This window comes from Pseudomonas sp. m6p, assembly GCF_055760375.1.
In genome coordinates, this window is the sequence record NZ_CM147084.1 from 3,692,720 (window position 1) to 3,716,135 (window position 23,416).

Genomic DNA, 23,416 nt, shown 5'->3' on the forward strand with positions numbered 1-23,416 from the left:
TCAAGGAACTCTCACGCCTTGTATACGTCTCAAGCTCAGTAACCAAAAGTATTCCCATTCGGAGACACACTCATGACTCAACGGACCCTCGCCACTTTCATGCTCGCACTGGGCCTGGCAACGCTCGCTGGTTGCTCGTCGCCAACAGTGATCACCTTGAATGACGGTCGCGAAATCCAGGCCGTCGACACCCCGAAATATGACGAAGATTCGGGCTTCTACGAGTTCAAGCAGCTGGACGGCAAAGAGACCCGCATCAACAAGGATCAGGTTCGTACCGTTAAAGAGCTGTAATCTTTACGTCGACACCGGATACAGAAAAGCCCGCATTGATGCGGGCTTTTTCATGGGTACGTAAAAGTAAATGGTGTCACCACTGCAGGGTGATCTGGCTCTCGAACTCGCGCGTCTCACCGGTGACAGGGTCGACAAACCGCAGCCCTTGCGCCAGCAGTTTGAGCGGATTGGCGTAGTCATCCTCAACGTCTTTCAACACTTGCGGATAAAACGGATCGTTGCAGATACTTGCGCCCAGCGCAGTCATGTGCACCCGCAACTGATGCTTCTTGCCGGTCACCGGATACAGACCGTAGCGCCACAGATCACCGTTCTTTTCCCGGACCTCCACCGCCGTTTCAGTGTTCGCCAGACCCGGGCCTTCCTGCATGCGGAAGAACGGTTCGCCGTCTATCAAGCGACTTTTGTGCACCAGGGGAAACTCCAGCTCCGGCAGCGCACGGGCAATCGCCTCATAGCGTTTATCGATCTGCCGGGTCGGAAACAGCGACTGATAAGCCGAGCGGGTTTGTGGGTTGGCCGAGAAGATCACCAGCCCGGCAGTGTGCCGGTCGATGCGGTGCAATGGCACCAGATGGGGGTTGTCCAGGCGGCGGATCAGGCGGCGCAGCAACGTCTGCTCGACATACTCACCGGCCGGTGTCACCGGCAGAAAATGCGGTTTGTCCGCTACCACCAGATGTTCATCCGCATACAGGATCGACTCGACCACTGGAATCGGCTTTTCATCCGGCACTTCACGGAAGTAATGAATGCGAAGCCCTTCCTTGTACGGCAGATCCAGCGCAATCGGCTGACCCTGACCGTCCAGCACCCGCCCCCGGACGATCCGGTCCAACCATTGCTCGCGACTGATCGCGCTGAAATGCTCACACAGGCAGTCAAGGACGGTCGCCCAGGCCCCCGGAGGAAGGTAAAGGGTGCTGGCCTGATTCTGCGCAGCAGAAAACGTTGGTGTGGACATACGGAAATTCGAACCCTCAATGCAGGCCGGCATTATCCAACACTGAGCGAAACGAACCTAGTGCGCAATCTGCGGCCCGCCTCAGGCCGGAATCGACTTGAGTGCCGCCGCTTCGGTGAACTCCTTGAGCCAGCGCAACACATCGACCGCCTCCCAGCGTCCCGGGTCATACAAGGCGTACAACAACCCCTGATAACCGACCACATCCAGTTGCTTGTGATAACCGGCACGCTGGAACAGCGCTTCGATCTCGGCAAAGCAGGTGTTGAAGTGCAGTTTGTTGAACGGCGTCTTGCCCTCCGTGACCAGCCCGTCCAGGCGCAACTCGAGGACCGCCTCGCGCACCACGTCAACCGACATCCGGTTCACGCTGTTCTTCAACTGTTCGACATTGACCACGGTTCGTCCCTCTGACTGCCGGATTCACCTGCTCAAGACTTCACAAGCAGCAGGCCAACCCAATTACTGTATGCGCATACAGTAAACGAATAACCCGCAGAGTGCCAACGGGAGGAAGGTCGCTCGCGACCAGCGGATGACAAATCGCTCAGCGCAGGAATGCCACCACCTGATCGGCACTGAACGGCCAATTCAGTTCTGCACCAGTATCCACTCGGCGCAATACAGGGATCCGCAGGCTGTACGCCTCATACCAGGATTCATCCTCTGCAATATCCACCAGTTCCACCAGCAGACCGTGCTCGACAAACGGCATCAACTCGGCTTCTGCCACCTCGCACAGATGGCATCCCAAGGTGCCGAACAACTGACATTCAGGAAGCATGATCGCTCAACCGAAAAAATGAGCGTTTATTCTAGGCCCGCCTCGAAAACCCGTCGAGCCGGCGCAGCCAGATGGCCGGCGCACCGCAGCAAACATGCAAAACCCTGATGCAAATCAGTCCACGGAAAAGCCAATCAGGCGATGCTTCCGCGCTTTTTGCCTCTACGCTTGAGAAGCCTGAGCCTGACATCGGAGTGTCTTGTGTTTGCCAACCTGTTGATCATCCTCGCCTCCTCCCTGGTGATGATTGCCCTGTTCCGCCGCCTGCGCTTGCCGCCGGTGCTGGGCTATCTTTGCGTGGGCCTGATGGTGGGGCCGACCGCTTTCAACTGGGTGAACGAGAGCGAACATCTCCCGGATGTGGCCGAACTGGGGGTGGTGTTTCTGCTGTTCTCGCTGGGCCTGGAGTTTTCCCTGTCGAAGATGATCGCGCTGCGTCAGGTGGTGTTCCGCCTGGGCAGCCAGCAGGTATTGCTCAGCACTGGATTGCTCGGGCTGGTTCTGCTCCTGTTGGGCATGCCGCTGGCGCCGGCCCTGTTGCTCGGCGCCGGGCTGTCGCTGTCGTCGACGGCGATTGTCACCAAGGAGTTGGGTAGCCTGGGCGAAGTGTTCAGCAGTCACGGGCAGAACGCGGTCGGGGTCTTGTTGTTTCAGGACGTGGTGGCGGTGTTGTTGCTGACTCTGGTGCCAGTGTTCGCCGGAAGCAGCGCGCAAGCCTGGTACTGGGCCTTGCCGCTGACATTGGTGAAGACCGTGGTGCTGTTTTTCGGTCTGTTGCTGGCCAGCCGCTGGTTGCTGCCACGGCTGTTTCATGAAGTAGCGGCCTCGCGCTCGGCGGAATTGTTCGTGCTGCTGGCGCTGGTGATTGTGCTGTTGACCGCTTGGCTGACGCACCTGCTCGGCCTGTCCCCTGCCCTTGGCGCATTTCTGGCCGGGATGCTGCTCGGCGAAAGCCACTATCGCCATCAGATCGAAGCTGACATCCGGCCGTTTCGCGACATTCTGCTCGGGGTGTTTTTCGTCAGCATCGGCATGCTGATCGACCTGCAACTGTTTGTCAGCCACAGTGTGTTGATTCTCGGCCTGACCCTCGGCCTGATGCTGATCAAGGGCACGGTCGTCGCGCTCTTGGTGAAATGGCGCGGCAGTGATCACGAAACCGCCTGGCGCAGCGGCCTGGCCCTGGCGCAGGGTGGGGAATTCTGCTTCGCGTTAATGGCGCAAATGCAGCAAAACCAGATGCTGCCTGCGGAGCTGGGCGCCCTGCTGCTGGCGGCAACCTTCTGCTCGATGCTGCTGACGCCTCTGCTATTGCGCGCCGCGCCGCAAATGGCCGCGCGCCTGCACCGCAAGCCGAACCAGGAGGCGCAAATCGAGGAAATCAGCGCCCTCAATGCCGGGCTGGATCAACATGTGGTGATCTGCGGTTACGGCCGTGTCGGTCAATCCATCGGCCGCTTCATGCGCAATGCCAATCAGCCTTATATCGCGCTGGATAACGATCCGGTACGTGTGCAGGAAGCCGCAGCCGGCGAAAGCAAGGTGCATTACGGCGATTCTGCGCGCGGCGACCTGCTGACCGCCGTCGGACTGTTGCGCGCCCGGCTGCTGGTGATCGCCGTGGATCAGAGCGATGTCAGCCTGCGGATTCTCAAGGAAGCGCGCCGGCTCAATGCGCGGATACCGATTCTGGTGCGTACCCGCGACGACAGCCAATGGGCTGAACTCAAAGCCGCCGGCGCCAGCGAAGTGGTGCCGGAGCTATTGGAATCGAGCCTGATGCTCGCCTCCCACGCCTTGGTCATGCTTGGCCTGCCAGCGCACAAGGTGCAGGAGCAAATCGATCAGGTGCGCATTGATCGCTATCGTCTGCTGCACGGCTTCTATCCCGGCGCGGAAGACGAGGAAGCCTAGTCCTGGCTCACCGCGCCGATCTTGTGCAGCGACAGGTCGGCGCCGTAATACTCTTGTTCCTGACTCAGGCGCAGGCCGTGCAAGGCCTTGATCACGCCGTAGACGGCGAATCCGCCGATCAGTGCGACCAGCACACCCAGCGCGCTGCCGATCAACTGACTGATCAGGCTGACCCCGCCAAGCCCCCCCAGCGCAGTCTGGCCGAAGATGCCGCAGGCGATCCCGCCCCACACGCCGCACAGACCGTGCAACGGCCATACGCCGAGGACGTCGTCGATGCGCCATTTGACTTGCGCGGCGGTAAAACACCAGACGAACAAGGCACCGGCCAGTGCGCCAGTTATCAGCGCGCCTACCGGATGCATCAGGTCGGAACCGGCGCAGACGGCTACCAGCCCGGCCAGCGGGCCGTTGTGCAGGAAGCCTGGGTCATTGCGCCCGGCGATCAGTGCCGCCACGGTGCCGCCGACCATGGCCATCAACGAGTTGACCGCCACCAGACCGCTGACGCCCTGCAAGGTCTGCGCGCTCATCACGTTGAAGCCGAACCAGCCGACGATGAGAATCCACGAACCGAGCGCCAGAAACGGAATGCTCGATGGCGCGAACGCCACCAGGCGCCCTTCGCGATAACGCCCGTTGCGCGGACCGAGCAGCAAAACCGCTGCCAGTGCCAGCCAGCCGCCCATGGCGTGCACCACCACGGAACCGGCGAAATCATGGAACGCCGCGCCAAAGCGTGCCGTCAGCCAGGCTTGCAGACCGTAGTTGCCGTTCCAGATCATGCCCTCGAAAAACGGGTAGATGAACGCCACGATCAGCGCTGTCGCACACAACTGCGGAACGAATCGCGCACGCTCGGCAATCCCGCCGGAGATGATCGCCGGAATCGCCGCGGCAAAGGTCAGCAGGAAGAAAAACTTCACCAGACCATAACCGTGATCCGCACTCAGCACCGCCGCCGGCTGCATGAAGGTCACCCCATAGGAGATCCAATAGCCTATAAAGAAATAGGCCAGCGTCGAAACGGCAAAGTCGCTGAGAATTTTCGACAGCGCGTTGACCTGATTTTTCTGGCGCACCGTGCCGACTTCAAGGAAGGCGAAACCGGCGTGCATCGCCAGCACCATCACCGCACCGATCAGAATGAACAACGTGTTGGAACTGTGGACCAGCGTGTCCACAGCGCTTTGCAGATTTTCCATAAAGAGGCAGACCTGAAGGCTAAAAAGGCACCAAAGCGGTTCGCGCGGACAATTCATGCACCAAGTTGTGCCCGGCCAGGCACCGCAGTGACGCTGCAGTGAACCGCTTTGGCGCACAAGGTCGATGTCCTGACACGAACCAGGATTATTTGAGTTAAGGTTTTGCTGCATGTACGCCCGCCAACAGCGCACGAGCGCGGCACAACGCACCAGGACATAGCAAAAGCTGTACCAGTCATTTGTACTGAACCTTCGCGCAAGGCTCATACTCGAACGCTTCAGACGTCACTTACGGAGATCCACCCATGGCCAGCATCAAGGCAAAGACCGCTCAAGAAATCCTGATGAACGACTTCCAGACTCTGGTCGCCGACACCGAGCGGTTGCTCGAACACACCGCGACGCTGGCGGGCGATCAGGCCGATGAGCTGCGTGAGCAGATCCACGACAGCCTGTTGCGCGCCCGTGAAACCCTGAAGCTGACCGAAGACACCCTGCGCGATCGCGGTCAGGCGGCCGTCACCGCGACCGAAGACTACGTGTCGGCCAATCCCTGGCAGTCGGTGGGCATCGCTGCCGGGGTGGGCTTTCTGATTGGCCTGCTGGCCACTCGGCGCTGATCATGTCGATCGGCGAATCCGGCCTGGGGTCGGGCACTTCATCCTCCACGCGGCGTCTGGGCGCCGCTGTTCTCGGCTTGCTGCACAGCCATGTCGAACTGTTCGGCATCGAATTGCAGGAGCAGAAAGCACGCACCGTCAGCCTGTTGCTGTTCGCAGGCCTGGCGCTGGTGTTTGCCCTGCTGTTGCTGGTCGGTCTGTCGACGCTGGTGCTGATCGTGTTCTGGGACACTTATCGCCTGGCGGCAATCATCGGCCTGTGCGTGTTCTACACCTTGGCCGCCGCTTTCTGTGGGCTACGCCTCAAAGCAGCCGTCTTTGATGAATCCTCGCCCTTCCACGGCACGCTGGAAGAGTTGGCCAACGATCGGGAGCGCCTGCTGCCATGAGCTTGCCTGAACTGCCACACAACAGCTCGCGCCGGGAAATGCGCAAGGCACTGATCCGCCTGCGTATGGAAATGCACCGGCAGGAAATCCGCCATGAAGCCGGGCAAGTGCTGCAACCCTTGCAGCGCATGCGCGGGATGACGCAAAACCTGCAAGGCGGCTTCGGCATCAAGCACGCGCCGCTTTGGGGCGTGGCCGCCGTCACCCTGCTGGGCTTCATCACCGGCAAAGGCGCAAAAAACGGCGGTGTCGGCGGGCTGACCCGGCTGATACGGCTGGGCACCAGCCTCGGGCCGCTGATCAGACTGGTGATGCAGAGCTCGGGCAAACGCTGAGCCGGCGCATCTGGCTGCATTCTTGCAATATCTGCGGGATGAACCTCTTTACCCGGAGGTTCAATCCCGCGCGCCTACCCGGTCGGCGGGGTTCACCCAGAACAAGAACGACTAAGGAGGCCCCGTGATCGACGGGCAACCGCTCGCCTGCTTTCAACCTTTCATCGATACCGCCACCGGGCGTATTGCAGGCGTCGAAGCATTGGGTCGCCTGCGCCAGTCCGATGGCCAACTGGCCTCGGTCGGGCCGTTGTTCGCCGACCCGCGCACACCCGCCATCGCCCTGCGCCGCCTCGACCGACAGATCCGCGACAACGCCCTGAGCCGACTGCATGAAGCCCCCGCCGAGTGGTTTCTCAGCCTGAACATGTCGCCGCGCTGGATCAGTCGCCTGCGCGCCGATCAGCCGTTGCCCAGCCTCAAGCAAATGGTGCGACACGACGTCGACCCGCAACGCATCGTGTTCGAGATCACTGAGCTGGGCGGCAACAGTCAGCGTCTGGCCGAAGTGGTGGCGCGTTATCGCGACGCGGGAGCGCGGATTGCGATTGATGATTTCGGCGCCGGTTATTCGCAGCTCGATCGGGTGCTGGCCTTGCAGCCGGACATCCTCAAACTCGACATGCGCCTGTTCCAGGCTGCCGCACTCGGCGGGCCGAGCAGTGACGTGGTCAAAGCACTGGCGCAAATGGCCGAGAAGACCGGCTGCTGGATCATTGCCGAAGGTGTGGAAACCGAGGCCCAGCTCAATTTCGCTCTGGAATGCGGTTCGCGCTACGTTCAGGGCTTCCTGTTTGCCCGGGCGCAGGAGGCGTTCTATCCAACGGATGCCTTCGTGCAGCGCTTCGCTGAATTGCGCCAGCGTTACGTGCGGCAGAAACTGGCCGAACGCGGGCGCCTGATGCAAATGCGTCACCAGCTCAGCGAACTGATGGCGATTCTCCAGGCCTGGGCTCAGGCCCACGCACCGCTCAGTGCGCTGCCGCAACTCGAAGCCTTTCCGTGGTTGCTGCGGTTCTACCAATGTGACCGGCATGGCACCCAACTCACGCCTAACCTTGAATGGCGCAACAACGGCTGGGTCGCCGATAACCGCTACCTGGGCCACAACTGGTCATGGCGTCCGTACTTCTATCATTTGCTCGCCGAAGGCTGGGAGGAACGTCGCCTGACGCTGTCCAGCACCTACCGCGACGCCACGAGCAACCAGTATTGCCTGACCGCCGGACAGTTCTTCGATAACGGCGAGCGCCTGCTGCTGATCGATATTGATGCTGCGGGCCTGTAGTTCCGCTTGCAGGTGCGAGCCTGAACCGGGAAGCTAGGGCAACAGTCATCCCAGTCACCGACGGAGAGAACCAGCCTTGGATTGGCAGACCCTGCTCAACCGCGAACGCCTTGGAAAACCGCTGCACAGCCCGCAAGAGCTGGGCCGCAGCCCGTTCCACAAAGACCACGACCGCATCATCTTCTCCGGCGCCTTCCGCCGTCTGGGGCGCAAGACCCAGGTGCATCCGGTATCGAGTAACGACCATATCCACACCCGTCTGACCCACTCGCTGGAAGTCAGCTGCGTCGGCCGCTCGCTGGGCATGCGCGTCGGCGAAACCTTGCGCGGCGCCCTGCCCGACTGGTGCGACCCGAGCGATCTGGGCATGGTCGTGCAATCGGCCTGCCTGGCCCATGACATCGGCAACCCGCCGTTCGGCCACTCCGGTGAAGACGCCATTCGTCACTGGTTCCAGCAAGCCGCCGGGCGCGGCTGGCTCGACGGCATGAGCGAAGCCGAGCGCGGTGACTTCCTCAATTTCGAAGGCAATGCGCAGGGCTTTCGGGTGCTGACTCAGCTTGAGTATCACCAGTTCGACGGTGGCACCCGCCTCACTTACGCCACCCTCGGCACGTATCTGAAGTATCCGTGGACCGCACGTCACGCCGACTCGCTGGGCTACAAGAAGCACAAGTTCGGCTGTTATCAGAGCGAACTGCCACTGCTGGAGCAGATCGCCCACAAGCTCGGCCTGCCACAACTGGAAGACCAACGCTGGGCGCGGCACCCGCTGGTATACCTGATGGAAGCGGCTGACGACATTTGCTATGCGCTGATCGACCTCGAAGACGGCCTGGAAATGGAACTGCTGGAGTACGCGGAGGTTGAATCGCTGCTGCTCGGCCTGGTGGGAGACGATCTGCCGGAAACCTATCGCCAGCTCGGCCCGCAGGATTCGCGTCGACGCAAACTGGCGATCCTGCGCGGCAAGGCCATTGAGCACTTGACCAACGCCGCCGCCAGGGCGTTCGTCGAACAACAGGACGCATTGCTGGCAGGCACTCTGCACGGCGACCTGGTGGAACACATGCACGGCCCGGCCAAACGCTGCGTGCTGAACGCCAAGGACATTGCGCGCAAGAAGATTTTTCAGGACAAGCGAAAGACGCTGCATGAAATCGGCGCCTACACCACCCTGGAAATTCTCCTCAACGCGTTCTGCGGCGCCGCGCTGGAGCAACATGGCGGACGCACGCCGTCGTTCAAAAGCCGACGCATCCTCGATCTGCTGGGCAACAATGCGCCGGATCCCCATGGCCCGTTGCACACCTCGTTTCTGCGCATGATCGACTTCATCGCCGGGATGACCGACAGCTACGCCAGCGACATGGCGCTGGAGATGACCGGACGCTCCAGCCACTGACAGAACACCGCGCTCACCGGGTCGCCATGACTGCCCGGTTGAGCGCGTGGTCCATTGAACCGGCGCTACGGTGCGCGATACTTGTGACTTCCACAGGTCATTTGTTTAACACTCAAAAAACCCGGACAAATCCTGCCTGTTCAATACTCTACAAGCAACTTACAACATTCAGATAAACAAATAACCTAAACACTTCCTTACGCGACACTGAGTTTGATCGTAGTCGCTTTCCCTTTAGTGTGTAGGACTTATCCTATATTGCTGCTAGAGCCGTGGGAGTTCATGCGGCCGCTCATTTATCTGAAAGGTAGAGTAACAACTGTTACTTTTCCTATCCTATCCCCTCCCCCCCTATTCCTTGACTCTTTCCCCTCTCACCAAATAAAAAATCAGTCCATTCGGAGGGGGGGAATGGCTCGCGCCCTCAAAAAACCCAAAATCCTAATGGCATAAGCAGGCTTTACCAACGCGAGACAAAAAAAATTACTTACCAAAAAGAATATAATAACTAATTAAGTATGGTTCGAATTGGAGGTCAACATTACAGAATCCAACAATGAAACCTCGGACGCACAAGGCTATCAATAAAAAGTGTGAGATCGTTTTAAACAGCGAACAACAGTACAAAACTTTCAAAGTAACAAAACCTGCACCACCTAGCTCAAAAAAAATGTTTGACACCAACATCAAGCCGAACTAACTTTTAGCCACCAAATGAATTGAAGTGCGATTAAATCTTTAACCCACTTCAAAAATAGAATCTGCCTCACTCTTTAAAAAACATATCAGGTGCCCCCAGTGAGACTTACATTCAGCACAAGCGACTTTAAAATTTCAGATATCGCCTATCCTGGATTTCCAATCTTGCTTGATGCATTTATGAATATTCAATGGCACGTATTAAATTTTCTTATTTACGTATGCACTGTAGAAGGTAGAGCTAACAATCTTGCAACATGGGACCAATACGGCAGAGGTCTTTATGATTTCTTTGGCTTTTGCGAGGCTAACGGGTACGACTGGAAAGTCACCACCAGAACGTCCAAGCACACCACTATAGATAAGTACCGTAATTGGAGTATGGCTGAGTGTGGATTGGAGCCAAGCACAGTAAATGATCGCCTGCGAATCATATATCGTTTTTATGAATATGCACTTGAAGAATGTTGGATCCAGAATTTGCCTTGGCAGGGCAAGAAAGAACTCTTGAAAGATAATAAGCCAGGACTTGTAAAGAAGGATACTACTGGAGGTAATAGAGGAGTCTCAAATGGCCGCAAGGCGAGTATCACTACTATCAGCATACTCAGTAGGACTCAAATCGCCATCACCATGGAGGCCATTGCGAACCTTGAGTTAAAACTCATAACACGCTTAGGCCTAGCATGCGGCCTAAGAAAGCAAGAATTATTGACGTTCCCAACAAAATACATTGTAGACCCGAAGGAATATCCAGCTTCGAAAATGAACTACCGCATCAAACTAAATCCGGACGAGATGAAGACCAAAAACAATAAAATTCGACAAATAGATATTCCCGCCTCGCTGATGAACGATTTATGGAGCTATACCAAATATGATCGCCAAACAAGGGCTTCCCTGTGCAACGATAAAGAAGATAAAAAACTACTGTTCTTAACTGAGCATGGAAAACGCTTTTCGAATGGTGGCCGCGGCCTGAATACCCTTTACAAAGAACTGGCTCTCCCCTTTAAATTAAACCCGCATATTCTGCGGCATACATACGCTACTCATACACTGTTCGTTTTGAAGAAAATGAATCTTCCGATGGAACCACTCATCTACGTAAGAGACAGACTGGGGCATTCGAGCATCAAGACGACCGAAATATACCTTCATTTTATAGAGCTAGTTGACGATAGCGTCTTAGATACCATGCAAAACAATATGGCTGAGTATTACGCAGAGGTGGCAAATGAGGCATCGCAAGAATTTTAAGTCGAATCTATCGGAAGCCGATGCTGATATTGAACTCAAAATCGAGTCAGCGACTACCGACAGAGCGCCATGTATTGAATTTCCGGAAAATAGTACGGGTCAACGGACATTCGATTCAAAAAAATTCTTGGGCAAGGGATTCGACGATATAGTTCTTACAAGCTTTAGCTCCATACAACGACTTCTCAGTTCAGCAATAGCTACTGATCAGCAGAGCCGATCGTATACTACCCTTGCAACGTACTGCATTGGTGGACTTAATCATCTATTTGGCTGTTGCGAATACTTAATAAAAACTGAACATTATTCCAGCTTGAACTGCAATGATATTACTAAGGATTTCATACAAAGTTTCACAGAATTTTTGGAGATGAAACCTATAACCACGCAACGCCATATTTTTACGCGCGTCAAAGCGGTACTGATAGAGCGTGAATTTAGCATTAGCCCTTCTTGGTTCTCCAACAAATATTTCGCAAAAAAAGACCCAAGCGAACCACCACGTGCGACATCTTATACCCCTGGAGAACATATTCAGTTGCAGAATGCGCTATCTAGCGAAGTACGCAACATTCTTAGAGGAAATAACCCACTAACATGTGAGCAACTCACCTATTGCCTCATGACCCTTGCAGACAAAACTGGAGCCAATTTGCAGCCACTGCTAGAGATTGATATTACAGCTATAACAGCACATCCCTTTCATCCTCAAAAGCGCATTCTCAATCTTTATAAGCGCCGAGGTAATAAAAACGAGCCTATTCCGCTAATTCCTGAATCGAAGGAAGGTAGGACAGATTTCGTAGAAACAACGCCATTTATCGAAAAGGTAATCAATACTATCACTTTGCGAAATAGTGCAGTTCGCGAATCAAGCAACTATCCTTCTCGTATATTTGTCGCCCCTGACAAGACTAAGGCAGGGGTCAGAGGCAAAGCATTAGCGAAGACTGCCATTGATGTAGCGACAAAAAAAATTGCTCGACGCTATGCGCTTAAATCAACCGACGGAAAACCACTCGTTGTAAATTTTGAAAGACTGCGCAAAACCTGGATTAACAACGTTTACAAGCTGAACAACTATGACCCTTATTCTACCGCAGCGCTAGCGCACCACAGCGTTAAAGTAAGCAACGATCATTATCTACAGGCTCCTGCGGGCTCCAAAAAAAAGCACCATGTTATGGTTGAAGTGAGGATTAAAGAACTTCTTGAATACAAAACCGAGCCCACAATCATTGCAAGCTGTACTGATCTCAAAAACGGCGACCGCGCGCCGAAGGATGGTAGTTTGTGCGTGCAGGTTTTTGGCTGCTTTAGCTGCTCTAATTTCGTGGTCACTGCTGACGACCTCTATAGGTTGATCAGTTTCTACTTCTACTGCCTTCGTCAGCGAGCAAAGCTGGGCTCCCGAACTTGGAAAAAAACCTATAGTGCTATTTTGAGAACCATCGTCAATGAAATCCTTCCTAAGTTCGACAAAAAGCTCGTAGATGTTGCTACGAGAAAATCTCGCAACACCCCACATCCGGCTTGGAAATAATCTAAAGGAGAGTAATGACTCGTGCTGAGAACATATCTAGCTAGAGAACTTCAGACATCAATCAAAGACAACGAATTCGCTTCGTTAGTAGCGACCTTCTATATGTCCAGGGACGGCGTTCACAAGCCTTTGAGTCTTTTTAGGGATATGGTTTGGGAGTTGCCTGACGATTTATTTCCAGTCGGAACGCATGCCTTCTCGAAGCTGCTTGATTTCTCTAAAACACCCTTAAAATTTGTTCACTCCGTAAAAGTAGCTATCCTTAGTTTTATTCGTAACTACCAAGGAAAACCACGCCGTGGCAAATCCATAATTTCAAGCTACAACAACATGCTGCCCTTCCTCCGTTTTATTGAGAATTTCACTGAATCGCTAAACAAGGTCAGCGCACTATTATTCCTGAATTACGTCCATTCTATTAAGAATCTTCCTAGTGCCACGGGAAAGCCATTATCACCCGGCGCCATCAAAACCAGATTAATGGCTGTTGAGCTTCTGCATGAGCATACTAATGGATTAGCAGACGCTCTACCGAAGCCATGGCCAAAATCCTCTGCGTTTATAATCGCTGGAGGCGCGTCAGTAGTGAATGCGTACGTAAAAACTGCACGTCTTCCTGATGAAATTCTTGCTAGCCTTCTCAAGACATCAGTAGACCTCCTTGAATCAGCCGATTATCTGCTGCAACTCAGCGCGTATCATCATAGCAATCTAAAAGTGAAAACGCGTCGCGTAGCGGTACCAAATTCATTAGCGCATCTGAATGCAGAAGGGTTCTCTGGCAACCTGCGAGACTTAAGAACCGCCATTTCGACAACCCTTACTGCTTGCATGTTAATTATACTAGCAACATCAGGCATTCGCTCCAACGAACTACTTTCTCTGAAAACCAACTGTAATTTTCATACCGTTGAAGATGGAGAAAAAATATGCTGGATTCGTGGGGAAGCTGAAGGAATTCAAAGGGTATGGATCGTTAACAAAATCACTCATCGTGCAACTGAAATTGCCTCTAAAATCACCCAAGTTTTAAGAGATAGGCTAGCCGCTAACATACAAGAACTAGAAGAAAGCGGGCTAGATGAATACTTACTCATTTCCGCTCGACGCCATAAAGACTCGATATTTCTTGGCCTAGGTAATGATGGTGGCGTTCAAACCTTTACCAATGCTGCGGTAAATAGTCGCTTGAAGGATTTTTCGCATTCCTTAAAGATTACTTGGAACTTAGCTTCTCATCAATTCAGACCCACTCTCGCTCACTACATAGTAAGCAGCGGACATGGCGACTACCGTTATGCGAAAGAGCATTTTGGTCATGCGACTCTCGACATGCTAATTTCCTATACACAACATGGTGACCATGACGCCAGTCTTCTCGAAGACGTAGCGTTTGCTTTTAGCGAGCAAAAGCAATCGCAGGTTGAACATTTTCTTCTTGAAACGACACCGTTAACTGGTGGGTTAGCCGCGGAAGTTGAAAAATACCGGGCGAGCATTAAAACCTATAAAAATCGGGCGCAGATGGTCAAGTCGATCGCCACGAATATCTATATTCGCGCTACTTCTGTTGGTTGGTGCACTAACGACAAAGGTAACTGTATAGGTGGCGAAGGGATCGAGAAGACTCGATGCGCAAAGGATGGCGGCTGTGTGAATTTTCTTGCAGATGACACCCACCTACCGGCATGGCGCGAAATAGAGGCTCAACAGCTTGAACTGATCGATCTCGTAGACATCGGTGAATCGGGCAGAGCAAGAGCGCAGAGAGATTTGGAGCGCAGTAGAAGCGTTATTGCACAACTTGATCCGGAGTACAGAGCTTATGAGTAATCCCCCCAGCCCGAGCCCAACGAGAAAGGATAGGAGACGTGAAGAAATTAGACTGGCGATACTTCGCATTGAAAAAGGACGAACGAGGGTAGTCGAGAAAGGGCGCAAGCTCAGCATTATTGCCGTTGCTGAAGAAACTGGAATATCCCCAGCCGTCATCCACAACCACCATCCTGATATGGCGGATCTAATACGCCGAAAACTGGGCGTGGATATGCGAGAGCAAAGAAACAGCATCGCAAAAAAACTCAAGGATTTCAGGAGCATCAACAAGGACCATAGGGACGAGATCGCATTGCTCAAAAAGGAAATCGCTTTGCTCGCGTCACATAACGCCACCTTGATGCTAAAAAATAGCGAGCTTACTGCGATCGTTCAAAGTGATAACGTTAAGCCCTTTCCATCTAAATGAATTATTTAAGTATTGAGATTCGGCCTCGCCCATCTGGCGCCGGTCCTCCTGAAAATCAATTTCAGTGCCTCTGAATCCTCACAGAGTAGAGCGCTTTAGCGCATCGATTACGCGCCACCTCTCCGAATTTACCGCTAAGTCACCGACTAGGACGCGCGCGAGCTTGTTTGCCGCTATGGCTCAATACGGATGAGGGTCGTCCAGCAACGTTCCTACATCGTCAAATAATGCAGAATATTGCTCGCCATTTGTTAACCCTCAACACCTCGTGCACAGACTTCTTGAGTTTTCGGCCCAAACACACACTCGTGTATCAGGACCAATGCTTGCCAACGTCTGTTCCTCAAGCGTTTGACTGACCGCGATCGGTGCAAAACTGACTGAGCAAGCGAGCATTTTTCGTGGATATGGTTGCTCGTCAGCTTCGACACGTTCTTTAGTATCCCGGCTCTCGGCCGACATAGTCCCTACAGTCATCAATGCTCTCACGGACACCTTCAACATGGATAAACTCGCCCCATCGCATGTTTTTCTTTCGAGCACAGTCACCGTCGCTGACTACCGAACTTTCAAACGCGCAAAGGACAAGGTAAGCATTGCTGATTTCGTCTACCAAAGATTTCAGGAGCGCTATCTCAAGCCCTTCGAGTCAAAGGAGCATAAGCACGGCTTTGCGATGATGGCGTGTGGGTGCCTCATGGTTGAGGCGCTGCAATCTTTCTGGACCGGGTCTGCTAAGTCAGGACTAAGCGGCCCCGCCTTCAGCCACTTCTTCGACCGTGTGGAGCGCTTCGCGTGTCTGCGAGAACACAGCAGGCATTTTTACAAGCATGTAAGGTGCGGCATCATGCACCAGGGTGAAACCACTGGAGGATGGCGAATCCGTAGAGATGCATCGCAACTATTTGACGCGGAGAATTTCGTGGTTGATGCCACCTTGTTTCTATCTGCGCTTGAAGAATCTCTATACGACTATTGCGACCTGCTGAAAGCGTCGGACTGGGACAGCGAGGTATGGAGCCGCCTACTGATGAAAATGCGCTTTATCTGCGAGGGCACATTGGTATCAATGGAATATCTAGAACTACCGGCCGTAGCACAGTAGCGAGACCGGATTATCTAGCCGATGCTGGCTCGCCCGAAAAGCAACTCTACAACCGAAATGCAGCGTGCTCGCTCACGTCTATGCAGTACGGGGTTTCAAGCTGACTCCTCTCCCGCCTCCACACGTTTCAGCTTGCACATCGCTACACCGTTTCTGGTTATGACAATGGTGTGGCCTTGCTTGACCAGCGCAAGCAATCTGCGGAGGCGTCTTCGAGCCTGACTGCAATTAATGATTGTATGCATAGCTATTGCACCTCTGTGGTATCGCTTTTAGACCATGTCTCGCTTTCAGCTCGGCCTAGGCTCTCTTCGAGCAACTTCTGAGAACCGAGAAGCCAGGTCGGGTGCAAATGTGGATTCCGTGCAGCTGCACGTAGCAGGTGCCTACAGCCATCCATCACCCTGATGCCCTCACCCTTGGCCAGACCATTAAACTCATACCAGCAAAGCCTGGAGGGAAATACATGACACGAAAAGCACCAGTGCTCGATCCCGAGGCCCCAGCGGTCGAGCGGTCGCCGGGCTCATTGGCTAAGGTCTCTTCGGAACCTCCCCTCAAGCGTACGAAACTCTCACTTGAGCGCCTGATAGCGGAAACCCCTGCGAACAAACGTGATGACGCTTGGGAAAAAATGGTACCGGTCGGGTTAGAGCTTTAAGCAGTCGGTGCGCCCCCAACGGAGCCCTCTGTATCCGGCTCGTCTTTGCCGATGCGCAGGGCCGTCTGTCACAGAGGAAATTCAGCGGTTTAGGTGGACTCAGAACTCGTCAGTGAAGAATCCCCACTCACCGACCAGCTCATCTAACGCAAGCGATATCCTCGACTCCGCCATAAGCTCCGCGGGTGTATAGCTGAGCGCCACAGCTACTGTCATCGCAAAGTCATCCAGGCTTTTCGGATCGAACGGCCAAATTTGCAGCTTCATCACCGAACAATCTTTCGGGCTGTATGTTGGCGCTGATTGAAAACTGACCGCACCCCCAACAGCCTCTACTGGGTCAGTTTTCGGTCAGCGGCAACAGCCAGTCATAAGCCCATTGAGCATTGTTCTCTCTGAAGCGCCGTTGAGGCGTACGAAACCTTCCCTTGAGAGCCTGTTGGCGGAAACACCCGAGAACAATCGAGACGAAGCCTGGGAAAAAATGCCATCAGGTGGAAAGGAATGCTGATTCGCGGGATTGCTGGGTTGCTGGGTTGCTGGGTTGCTGGCTTGAAGCCTCGATTCCCGACTTGGTCGATGCAAGAGCAGCCTTACGACAGATGATTGAGCTATCAAGGTCGGCGTCAGAACGCCTTGGAAAATCGACGCCTTGTCCCCTTGGACCGCCGTGGTGGTGAATGGAAGCTCTACAGCCTCCGATACATCACCTGGCTGCCTGATAGTAGAACAAGTTGTAGTGACCCGTAAGACTTTTACTCATCCGGAATCGGCTAGCAAGAAGCTAATGAGTTCGAATAATGTATCCTTGATACTGTGCCGAGTACTGAAATCCTTAAAGAGTGGTCAGCTTCGGCGGAGCCGGGAATGAGCCTCGCCACTTTGGAATCTCGAAGTTTGATGGGCTCTCCTCTTTAGGTACTAATTGTCAGGCACATTGATTCCTTTGAGACTTCGCTTATATCAATACACTCAACATGACGGCCTGCTCAAGATTTACCGAAAACCAACCGTGCTTTGAAGTGATTGCGTAGGATGAAATACGCCAAGCTAACTCCAATCAGTCCGTAGATAATCATCGAGAGACCGATGGAATGGGTCCATTTCAACACGCCAATAAATAGTGGGCTCAGAAGAACCATAATCCCAACACTGAGCGCGATGACCATCGAAACAGGTTTCACTGACGAAAGCATGACCACCTCGCCATCTTCGAGTTTCGCAGCGTAAAGGGTATGCGCGCCCAGTATTCCTGGAACCAACGACAATTTTACAGTACGCCCTACTTTCAAAAACGATCTCATGAAATCATCGCAAACAACATTTTTTATTCGTTTGCCATCAACTTTAATGAAAGACAGCGTTCTTTCTCCCTCGGAATATGAACCAAAGCCAATTTCCTCTACGACGCCATCAAGTATTATTATGCCCACGAGTTAACCCTCCATTCCAATCGATAAGAACAGTTCAATGGATGTTATTTACAGTATTAGGCGTGGCTACACGCCGCCCAATCATAGAAGCGGTACGTCTGTAAAGCGACTGCGTTAATTTAATTGAGTCCTTCTGCGCAATCGAGAAGTATCAGTACCGCTCAGGATCAACCCAGAAACCTAGTTCATTGAGGATATCGTTTAGGGATCCAACTATTCGCGGCTCGGCATACAACTCTGCTGCTGTGTACGATAAAGCCACTGCCAATCGGGCCGCGTCTTCGGGGAGGCTTGCAGGATTAAACGGCCATACCTGCACCTTCGAAACGGTAGAATCATTCATGTGGAAGACGTCTACCTGCTCAACCTCTGCTTGGATGCTTTTCCAACCGTGCAACGAGATTCCATATGTGCGCTGTGGCCAATCGGCAAGCATTGTCCTTTTACCTAGAAATGAATCTCCTACATGCACCAGCCCCTCTGCCGGTAGCGCTCGAATAATGAGATCGAACAGCCTGGGCGAGGACACGTATTTTTTTACGTCGTCTAGCTCAACGAGATGGTCTTCCTTATAGAAGTAGCTCCTCAAATCATCGATGAGCCCGTCCCGGTTCACCATCCCAAACCTCAACGGTTCAGTCGCCATAATGGATCTCGCATCGTGGGTGGTGATAATGCATCCTTCTATTAGGTGCGCGATTGCCACATATCACGCATATGTTCACTGACGCTGCCTCCGCTAGATTCAGGACGCCCTCCACGAAGCTATCTCCTCCACGGTAGTAAATCCTCAATCCACTAAACTTCTCTTTCACCTCTTCGATGATCACTTCCCCGCATTCAGGATTAATGTCTGTACGCGCGGATACGAGAGCGAACGCGTGATTCAGGATGTCGAACCATCCATCTCCGCATTCAAAGCCCCAGAAAAATTGGTCGTTGACGATCTGGGCATTAGGGAAAAGCGAAAGATTTGGTTTGCAGAGCAAATGCTCAAGATGTGGACTCACTTGAATCGCCTCCTACCGAACGGGGCCATATTTTCAACCCCATGGATTGCGCTGCACTCGCATGTTGGGTGGGGTAAATTCCGCCACCGGCAACTTCGTATGCATACCTATTACTGCTCTCTTCTCCTGGCAAGGCAATCAACCCTAGAAGGGGCTCCATACACCACTCTTCGCTGCCATTCATCCAACCTGGTGTTACGAGCTGTACCGAGCGGACGAAAGCGTCAGGCGTGTCGGATCGCACCAAGCTCATCAAACCGATTACGTCGGGAATCAGGAACTGCTGGGAGCAAACGCTATTGGCATCCCCGGCTTGAAAATACTGATGCGTCACATAGAACCACTCCCTGTTTGAGGCCTGAGCAATAAACGCCCAGCGGGTGGTGTTTTGCCCGAACGATGGCAGTCCCGGCAGCCTCGCTGCCTCGTAGGTTTCGAACATATAATTTCCCAAAAAGACGCAAATGAACACTATAGTGCGTGGCATTATAGTGTTCATTTCGTGCTTCATCATCTCTTTTATGAGATGAGAAAATGGAACTGAATATCGCTCTTGGCCGCGCCCTCAGGAATTTACGGTCGCGGCGAGGGCTCAGTCAGGACGCGTTTGCGTTGGTATCAAGCCGGACCTACATCAGCCAGTTGGAACGGGGGCTGAAGTCTCCGACGATTGAGAAGATCGAGCAGTTCGCAGCATTCATGAACATCCATCCCGCAAGCCTCATCATTGGGTGCTACCTAGAAAGATCGCCAGACGAGGACCTGCAATCGCTTTTTGAGAAAGTCAGGACCGATTTGGCCTTTGATCTCTCGACGAGCAAGGATGTGCCTTCGGATAAGTAGCTAGTATCTAGCGCCATGCACATCGATCGATGTTGGTGTCCCGAGAGGCGGATATGGCTGAACACACTGAAGCAGCGTCACGAAGCGCCTCTGACTTTCTGCGCATGCTCGATGGACGAGCGGACTGGGTCACAACCTCAAAGCTCATTCGCGCCGGGCTGCCTGCGTCATTTTTCGATGAGCTGAGTGCTTTGGTTGGACTGTCCCCATCTGCGTTGGCATCGCTACTGGAGGTGAAGGAGCCCGCGCGCCGGCGATGGTTGAAGACAGGCAAACTGACTTCAACTGAAAGCGACTACCTTTACAGCACCGCCCTCGTCCTTCGATCCTCACTCGGGCTATTCGAAGGGGACCAGTTAGCCACGCGTGAATGGATAACTCGACCCGCCCTGGCCTTGGGGCAGAAGGCGCCAGTTGAGCTGCTCTCTACCTTCGTGGGCATCAAAATCGTTGAAGCCTTCATCTGGCAGCTTGAGCATGGAGTGAGCGTGTAAGCACTCAAGGAAAATTCAGCATGACCGTATCCGTGCCATGTCTAATGGCCTAAATATAGTCAGCCGTTCGCATAGGGGCCAGCTCATCGCACCCGCAACGTGCGATTACCACCCCTAAGAGAATACTCTTTTAATAATTCTCGATTGCGGCGTTCAGCTCTGACCAGACCTCTTCTAACTCGTCCTCGTAGGTGTCCCCGAAAGCTTCACGCGAGGATGTGAGGCAGGCAATTGCATCTAATCGTTCTTGAAATTCGACAATGGGAATTACGACTTCGTCTGGGATGTGATCCACATTTGATCGAGCGCCGCTGTTTTTTTGCTTTTTCGATGACGAACGATAGCGAGACCAGGTTTCAGTCATCTCTAATGTTTCCATATCCCTGATCAGGCTTCCAAGCTCGTCGGGCGGGGGTGAAAGACTGAGCATATCAGCAAGCTCAATCACGTGACCGTAGAGTTCAATTAGGTCGTGACTGGTACGCATATCCCGTAGTAATTCGTCACTCGGCTTACTGACAGATCTACCTAACTGATTACGAAGCTCTGAAATGCTGGTTAACCAACTCAATACATCTTTCAATAGGAGTTCAATGGAATGGCGCTGAAGGTAGAAACCGGGCAGCCCAATTTCATCCAAGGTTCCCGTAGCACGACCTCGTTCGATCAGTACCGATGCAGAATATAGGTAAGACTCGAAATAGTTGGGGTGGCGCCAAAAGCCCCCTAATCGAGCCACACCCGCCTCAAGGTCGCTCTTAACCATTGCAGGAGGTTTGCCTCCAATCATCACAGATCGGTTACCTGCATTTAAATGAAAAGGTTCATCAAATTTCACTGTTTCATCTCTCAGAAAATACGTTCTCGACAGTGTTCAAAAATCGTCGCTTGTCATAGATTCCGTGCCTAGCCATGAATTCGGCTTCCCGAAGGACACATACACCGAATGGGGTGTGGTTTCCACCTTCACAGCATCGACTTTGTGGACTTCTATCGAATTCATTTCGAGGCGAAGCGCCGGCTTTCGCTCAGTTGCTTCATGCTGTGGAATTAGGGAGCTATGAAGATCTGACGACGAAGCGTTTGCAGCCCCTTCGTAATTACCTTCCGGTGATGCCCGTAAAGAAATCTGGTACCAGTCGTATTCACTGCCAGTTTCGTAGTCATAGTCTTTGATGGATGCGCAGAGTTCCGTACCCTCGGGTTTGTCCAACGGCTCCACCGACGAAGCTTTATGAAAGAGCACAACGTTCACGCCGCTACCGTTTTGTACGGATGGAAAAAGAATCCCATCCAACTGTGGCTCAGTAAAGCCCGACAGGTAATCGGCGACAGCCTGTGTGGTCAGATATTCTCTGTCTTGAGCACCGGGCATCACGGGAACGGTAAGTCGTTTCGTTAGGGTACGTAAAAATCCCATGCGCACTCTTTCCTCCGCGGAGGTTGGATCAAATACGCTACGCGTGAATACAACAGTCTCCAGTGCACGCAGGTCCAGGAGACTCAGTGGACGGACAATCGAAAACTTCGCCACAACGACATTACTGCCGACGACAGGCCGGACTTCAGACAACGCAGCTTGAGGTTGTTCGGCACCATAGAAGACAGATATCCCTGACGCATTCATGCGCCCTGCACGGGCAAAGCTTCCTGGAGGGGGACCAAGCTGTCTGACCGGATCCGAAAGTGCAGCTTGTAGCCCCTCTTCGCTTTGAAATTCTCTGGCTCTGAATAACGCAGGAAGAAAAGTTTCAGGCCCCACTGCCACCACTGCCAGACCATGGCTTCTGGAGCGCACATCATGAAGGTCTGCAAAAACTGACTTCAGCACCTCTAAGACCTCTCGATTGAAGAACCGCGACTCATTCTTCAACGCGTCTTCAAGACGTTCCCACCTTTGATTCCAAAAGCCGAGCGAGAGCGAATTCAACTCGTAGTAGGAGGTTGGTGAAAAATCAGATTCACCTTCATCTGGATCTCCCGGCCCTCGGCAATCGAACCGATCAGCAAGAACTTCGACGATGTCCGAAGCGACAACCTCTTCAACGACAAGCAACTCGCAGAGCAGATCATGAATGGGCTCACCATCGCGCTCCCAGTCATAGTCCGACTCCCGATCACGGAGCATCGCGTATTGATAGTCATCAGGTTCGTCTGAAGTACGAGAATAATGTTCGGAAATCGTTTTTTCGACGCGATCGGCCAAATTTTCGAGCGTAATGCAATTGGCCTCTTGATCACCGCAATATGAGCATGCACCTGGGCGACCTTCTCTGAAAATCACAGGTGAAAGGTATGCTTCACCGACACACCCATGACAAATCAACTTTTCAGACAGCTCGCCTTGATCAGCAATTTCAGGATGCATATTTCCCTCACAGATTGATTCTTTTCAATAGCTTGTACACCAACTGAGGGCAAAAATCTGATTTCGACAGATCATTAGCCAGCCTAGGCTTCTCATCCAATGGCTAGCGTATACTGGTACTTCATCTGACTCATCCATTCCGTAAAAGCTAGGTCGGCCGCTTGGCGTAAAATCGATAGGTAGGCGTAACGTTACCTATCATGCATCGCACGACCGCAACGCTCATAGGAGAGAGCAAATGACTAAACCTAGCGATGAAAACGGCAGCGTTATCAGCAGATCAGAATTGACCTTCGAAGATTTGGTCAGATTGAAAGCACTCAACCACGAGCGGATGGATGCGGTCAGGGCAAATTGGCGATCGGAAGCCCGCAAAATGTCCAGTGAGGCACGTGAGCTAGCGGCGGAACGATTTAGATTGGCTGCGGATAAAATCGCATCCCAGTTTGGCAGGAGCCGGCGTTTTGTAAGAAGAAATCAGAACGACTAATCGCGCCTCGTCGAACATTCCTAAGTCCTGACAAAGTCGACCGGGTCACTTTATACGTCGGCCA

Annotated in this window: 26 protein-coding genes; 15 read left to right on the forward strand and 11 right to left on the reverse strand. The window is 53.1% G+C overall.

Annotation, left to right across the window (positions count from 1 at the left end; genetic code table 11):
• Window positions 1–72 precede the first annotated feature (72 nt).
• Complete coding sequence (locus ACYZUM_RS16680; protein ID WP_003226722.1) at window positions 73–294, forward strand: YgdI/YgdR family lipoprotein; 222 nt, start codon at window positions 73–75, stop codon at window positions 292–294.
• Window positions 295–370: 76 nt separating this feature from the next.
• Here the strand turns inward: ACYZUM_RS16680 and ACYZUM_RS16685 are convergent, their stop codons facing one another.
• From ACYZUM_RS16685 to ACYZUM_RS16695, 3 genes are all read right to left on the reverse strand, one after another.
• Window positions 371–1,261, reverse strand: coding sequence for a pseudouridine synthase (locus ACYZUM_RS16685; RefSeq protein ID WP_108183386.1), 891 nt, complete (start codon window positions 1,259–1,261; stop codon window positions 371–373).
• Window positions 1,262–1,342: 81 nt separating this feature from the next.
• Complete coding sequence (locus tag ACYZUM_RS16690) at window positions 1,343–1,660, reverse strand: transcriptional regulator (RefSeq protein WP_003226726.1); 318 nt, start codon at window positions 1,658–1,660, stop codon at window positions 1,343–1,345.
• Window positions 1,661–1,808: 148 nt separating this feature from the next.
• Window positions 1,809–2,045, reverse strand: a complete 237-nt coding sequence (locus ACYZUM_RS16695) for a glutaredoxin family protein (protein ID WP_108183387.1) — start codon at window positions 2,043–2,045, stop codon at window positions 1,809–1,811.
• Window positions 2,046–2,246: 201 nt separating this feature from the next.
• Here ACYZUM_RS16695 and ACYZUM_RS16700 point away from each other — a divergent pair, with 201 nt between their 5' ends.
• Window positions 2,247–3,959 (forward strand): cation:proton antiporter, encoded by a 1,713-nt coding sequence (locus ACYZUM_RS16700; RefSeq protein ID WP_108183388.1) that lies wholly within the window; start codon window positions 2,247–2,249, stop codon window positions 3,957–3,959.
• On the opposite strand, the gene ACYZUM_RS16705 is transcribed toward ACYZUM_RS16700, so the two are convergent.
• The gene (locus ACYZUM_RS16705) at window positions 3,956–5,164 is read right to left on the reverse strand and encodes an ammonium transporter (RefSeq protein WP_108183389.1); all 1,209 of its coding nucleotides are present in this window, start codon (window positions 5,162–5,164) and stop codon (window positions 3,956–3,958) included. The two genes, ACYZUM_RS16700 and ACYZUM_RS16705, sit on opposite strands and share 4 nt — an antisense overlap.
• Before the next feature lie 305 nt (window positions 5,165–5,469).
• On the opposite strand from ACYZUM_RS16705, the gene ACYZUM_RS16710 reads away from it, so the two are divergent.
• The 10 genes from ACYZUM_RS16710 to ACYZUM_RS16755 all read left to right on the forward strand — a co-directional run bounded on the left by ACYZUM_RS16710 (window position 5,470) and on the right by ACYZUM_RS16755 (window position 16,053).
• Window positions 5,470–5,784 (forward strand): ElaB/YgaM/YqjD family protein, encoded by a 315-nt coding sequence (locus ACYZUM_RS16710; RefSeq protein ID WP_025113166.1) that lies wholly within the window; start codon window positions 5,470–5,472, stop codon window positions 5,782–5,784.
• A 2-nt stretch (window positions 5,785–5,786) separates the two neighbouring features.
• Window positions 5,787–6,173, forward strand: a complete 387-nt coding sequence (locus ACYZUM_RS16715; RefSeq protein ID WP_041069617.1) for a phage holin family protein — start codon at window positions 5,787–5,789, stop codon at window positions 6,171–6,173.
• A complete protein-coding gene (locus ACYZUM_RS16720; protein ID WP_108183390.1) occupies window positions 6,170–6,508 on the forward strand; it encodes a hypothetical protein in 339 nt (112 codons plus the stop codon). The genes ACYZUM_RS16715 and ACYZUM_RS16720 overlap by 4 nt, the downstream gene beginning before the upstream one ends.
• 124 nt (window positions 6,509–6,632) lie before the next feature.
• Complete coding sequence (locus tag ACYZUM_RS16725; protein WP_108183391.1) at window positions 6,633–7,796, forward strand: EAL domain-containing protein; 1,164 nt, start codon at window positions 6,633–6,635, stop codon at window positions 7,794–7,796.
• A gap of 76 nt (window positions 7,797–7,872) precedes the next feature.
• Window positions 7,873–9,201: a deoxyguanosinetriphosphate triphosphohydrolase gene (locus tag ACYZUM_RS16730; RefSeq protein WP_108183392.1), complete on the forward strand. Its 1,329-nt coding sequence runs from the start codon at window positions 7,873–7,875 to the stop codon at window positions 9,199–9,201.
• Window positions 9,202–9,999: 798 nt separating this feature from the next.
• Window positions 10,000–11,160 (forward strand): tyrosine-type recombinase/integrase, encoded by a 1,161-nt coding sequence (locus ACYZUM_RS16735; RefSeq protein WP_473060852.1) that lies wholly within the window; start codon window positions 10,000–10,002, stop codon window positions 11,158–11,160.
• The gene (locus ACYZUM_RS16740; protein WP_473060853.1) at window positions 11,138–12,703 is read left to right on the forward strand and encodes a hypothetical protein; all 1,566 of its coding nucleotides are present in this window, start codon (window positions 11,138–11,140) and stop codon (window positions 12,701–12,703) included. Before ACYZUM_RS16735 ends, ACYZUM_RS16740 begins: the two co-directional genes overlap by 23 nt.
• Before the next feature lie 21 nt (window positions 12,704–12,724).
• Window positions 12,725–14,536 (forward strand): tyrosine-type recombinase/integrase, encoded by a 1,812-nt coding sequence (locus ACYZUM_RS16745; RefSeq protein ID WP_473060854.1) that lies wholly within the window; start codon window positions 12,725–12,727, stop codon window positions 14,534–14,536.
• Window positions 14,529–14,948 carry a TetR family transcriptional regulator gene (locus ACYZUM_RS16750; RefSeq protein WP_473060855.1) on the forward strand — a complete coding sequence of 140 codons (420 nt, stop codon included), beginning with the start codon at window positions 14,529–14,531 and terminating at the stop codon, window positions 14,946–14,948. Before ACYZUM_RS16745 ends, ACYZUM_RS16750 begins: the two co-directional genes overlap by 8 nt.
• 502 nt (window positions 14,949–15,450) lie before the next feature.
• The gene (locus ACYZUM_RS16755) at window positions 15,451–16,053 is read left to right on the forward strand and encodes a hypothetical protein (RefSeq protein ID WP_473060856.1); all 603 of its coding nucleotides are present in this window, start codon (window positions 15,451–15,453) and stop codon (window positions 16,051–16,053) included.
• 95 nt (window positions 16,054–16,148) lie between these two features.
• Here ACYZUM_RS16755 and ACYZUM_RS16760 read toward each other — a convergent pair whose 3' ends face one another.
• The 5 genes from ACYZUM_RS16760 to ACYZUM_RS16780 all read right to left on the reverse strand — a co-directional run bounded on the left by ACYZUM_RS16760 (window position 16,149) and on the right by ACYZUM_RS16780 (window position 19,599).
• Window positions 16,149–16,298 (reverse strand): type II toxin-antitoxin system Phd/YefM family antitoxin, encoded by a 150-nt coding sequence (locus ACYZUM_RS16760; protein WP_473060857.1) that lies wholly within the window; start codon window positions 16,296–16,298, stop codon window positions 16,149–16,151.
• Window positions 16,299–16,813: 515 nt separating this feature from the next.
• Entirely contained in the window at window positions 16,814–16,981 is a 168-nt protein-coding gene (locus tag ACYZUM_RS16765) for a hypothetical protein (RefSeq protein WP_473060858.1), read from the reverse strand.
• Window positions 16,982–17,703: 722 nt separating this feature from the next.
• Window positions 17,704–18,147, reverse strand: coding sequence for a hypothetical protein (locus ACYZUM_RS16770; RefSeq protein WP_473060859.1), 444 nt, complete (start codon window positions 18,145–18,147; stop codon window positions 17,704–17,706).
• A 151-nt stretch (window positions 18,148–18,298) separates the two neighbouring features.
• Window positions 18,299–18,793 carry a hypothetical protein gene (locus ACYZUM_RS16775; RefSeq protein WP_473060860.1) on the reverse strand — a complete coding sequence of 165 codons (495 nt, stop codon included), beginning with the start codon at window positions 18,791–18,793 and terminating at the stop codon, window positions 18,299–18,301.
• A gap of 347 nt (window positions 18,794–19,140) precedes the next feature.
• Entirely contained in the window at window positions 19,141–19,599 is a 459-nt protein-coding gene (locus ACYZUM_RS16780; protein ID WP_473060861.1) for a hypothetical protein, read from the reverse strand.
• A 92-nt stretch (window positions 19,600–19,691) separates the two neighbouring features.
• On the opposite strand from ACYZUM_RS16780, the gene ACYZUM_RS16785 reads away from it, so the two are divergent.
• Both ACYZUM_RS16785 and ACYZUM_RS16790 read left to right on the forward strand, forming a co-directional pair.
• A complete protein-coding gene (locus ACYZUM_RS16785; protein WP_473060862.1) occupies window positions 19,692–20,000 on the forward strand; it encodes a helix-turn-helix domain-containing protein in 309 nt (102 codons plus the stop codon).
• Window positions 20,001–20,053: 53 nt separating this feature from the next.
• Window positions 20,054–20,494, forward strand: a complete 441-nt coding sequence (locus ACYZUM_RS16790) for an antitoxin Xre/MbcA/ParS toxin-binding domain-containing protein (RefSeq protein WP_473060863.1) — start codon at window positions 20,054–20,056, stop codon at window positions 20,492–20,494.
• A gap of 130 nt (window positions 20,495–20,624) precedes the next feature.
• Here the strand turns inward: ACYZUM_RS16790 and ACYZUM_RS16795 are convergent, their stop codons facing one another.
• Complete coding sequence (locus ACYZUM_RS16795) at window positions 20,625–21,332, reverse strand: hypothetical protein (protein ID WP_473060864.1); 708 nt, start codon at window positions 21,330–21,332, stop codon at window positions 20,625–20,627.
• A 36-nt stretch (window positions 21,333–21,368) separates the two neighbouring features.
• Complete coding sequence (locus ACYZUM_RS16800; protein WP_473060865.1) at window positions 21,369–22,862, reverse strand: RES family NAD+ phosphorylase; 1,494 nt, start codon at window positions 22,860–22,862, stop codon at window positions 21,369–21,371.
• Between the two features lie 238 nt (window positions 22,863–23,100).
• Between ACYZUM_RS16800 and ACYZUM_RS16805 the strand changes: the two genes are divergently transcribed.
• Entirely contained in the window at window positions 23,101–23,352 is a 252-nt protein-coding gene (locus tag ACYZUM_RS16805) for a hypothetical protein (protein ID WP_473060866.1), read from the forward strand.
• Window positions 23,353–23,416 lie beyond the last annotated feature (64 nt).

Coding starts and splice junctions, on each gene's coding strand:
- ACYZUM_RS16680 (WP_003226722.1), top strand. CDS start 73: ATGACTCAACGGACCCTCGCCACTTTCATGCTCGCACTGGGCCTGGCA.
- ACYZUM_RS16685 (WP_108183386.1), bottom strand. CDS start 1,261: ATGTCCACACCAACGTTTTCTGCTGCGCAGAATCAGGCCAGCACCCTT.
- ACYZUM_RS16695 (WP_108183387.1), bottom strand. CDS start 2,045: ATGCTTCCTGAATGTCAGTTGTTCGGCACCTTGGGATGCCATCTGTGC.
- ACYZUM_RS16705 (WP_108183389.1), bottom strand. CDS start 5,164: ATGGAAAATCTGCAAAGCGCTGTGGACACGCTGGTCCACAGTTCCAAC.
- ACYZUM_RS16710 (WP_025113166.1), top strand. CDS start 5,470: ATGGCCAGCATCAAGGCAAAGACCGCTCAAGAAATCCTGATGAACGAC.
- ACYZUM_RS16715 (WP_041069617.1), top strand. CDS start 5,787: ATGTCGATCGGCGAATCCGGCCTGGGGTCGGGCACTTCATCCTCCACG.
- ACYZUM_RS16720 (WP_108183390.1), top strand. CDS start 6,170: ATGAGCTTGCCTGAACTGCCACACAACAGCTCGCGCCGGGAAATGCGC.
- ACYZUM_RS16740 (WP_473060853.1), top strand. CDS start 11,138: ATGAGGCATCGCAAGAATTTTAAGTCGAATCTATCGGAAGCCGATGCT.
- ACYZUM_RS16750 (WP_473060855.1), top strand. CDS start 14,529: ATGAGTAATCCCCCCAGCCCGAGCCCAACGAGAAAGGATAGGAGACGT.
- ACYZUM_RS16755 (WP_473060856.1), top strand. CDS start 15,451: ATGGATAAACTCGCCCCATCGCATGTTTTTCTTTCGAGCACAGTCACC.
- ACYZUM_RS16760 (WP_473060857.1), bottom strand. CDS start 16,298: ATGCATACAATCATTAATTGCAGTCAGGCTCGAAGACGCCTCCGCAGA.
- ACYZUM_RS16765 (WP_473060858.1), bottom strand. CDS start 16,981: ATGAAGCTGCAAATTTGGCCGTTCGATCCGAAAAGCCTGGATGACTTT.
- ACYZUM_RS16775 (WP_473060860.1), bottom strand. CDS start 18,793: ATGGCGACTGAACCGTTGAGGTTTGGGATGGTGAACCGGGACGGGCTC.
- ACYZUM_RS16780 (WP_473060861.1), bottom strand. CDS start 19,599: ATGTTCGAAACCTACGAGGCAGCGAGGCTGCCGGGACTGCCATCGTTC.
- ACYZUM_RS16785 (WP_473060862.1), top strand. CDS start 19,692: ATGGAACTGAATATCGCTCTTGGCCGCGCCCTCAGGAATTTACGGTCG.
- ACYZUM_RS16790 (WP_473060863.1), top strand. CDS start 20,054: ATGGCTGAACACACTGAAGCAGCGTCACGAAGCGCCTCTGACTTTCTG.
- ACYZUM_RS16800 (WP_473060865.1), bottom strand. CDS start 22,862: ATGCATCCTGAAATTGCTGATCAAGGCGAGCTGTCTGAAAAGTTGATT.
- ACYZUM_RS16805 (WP_473060866.1), top strand. CDS start 23,101: ATGACTAAACCTAGCGATGAAAACGGCAGCGTTATCAGCAGATCAGAA.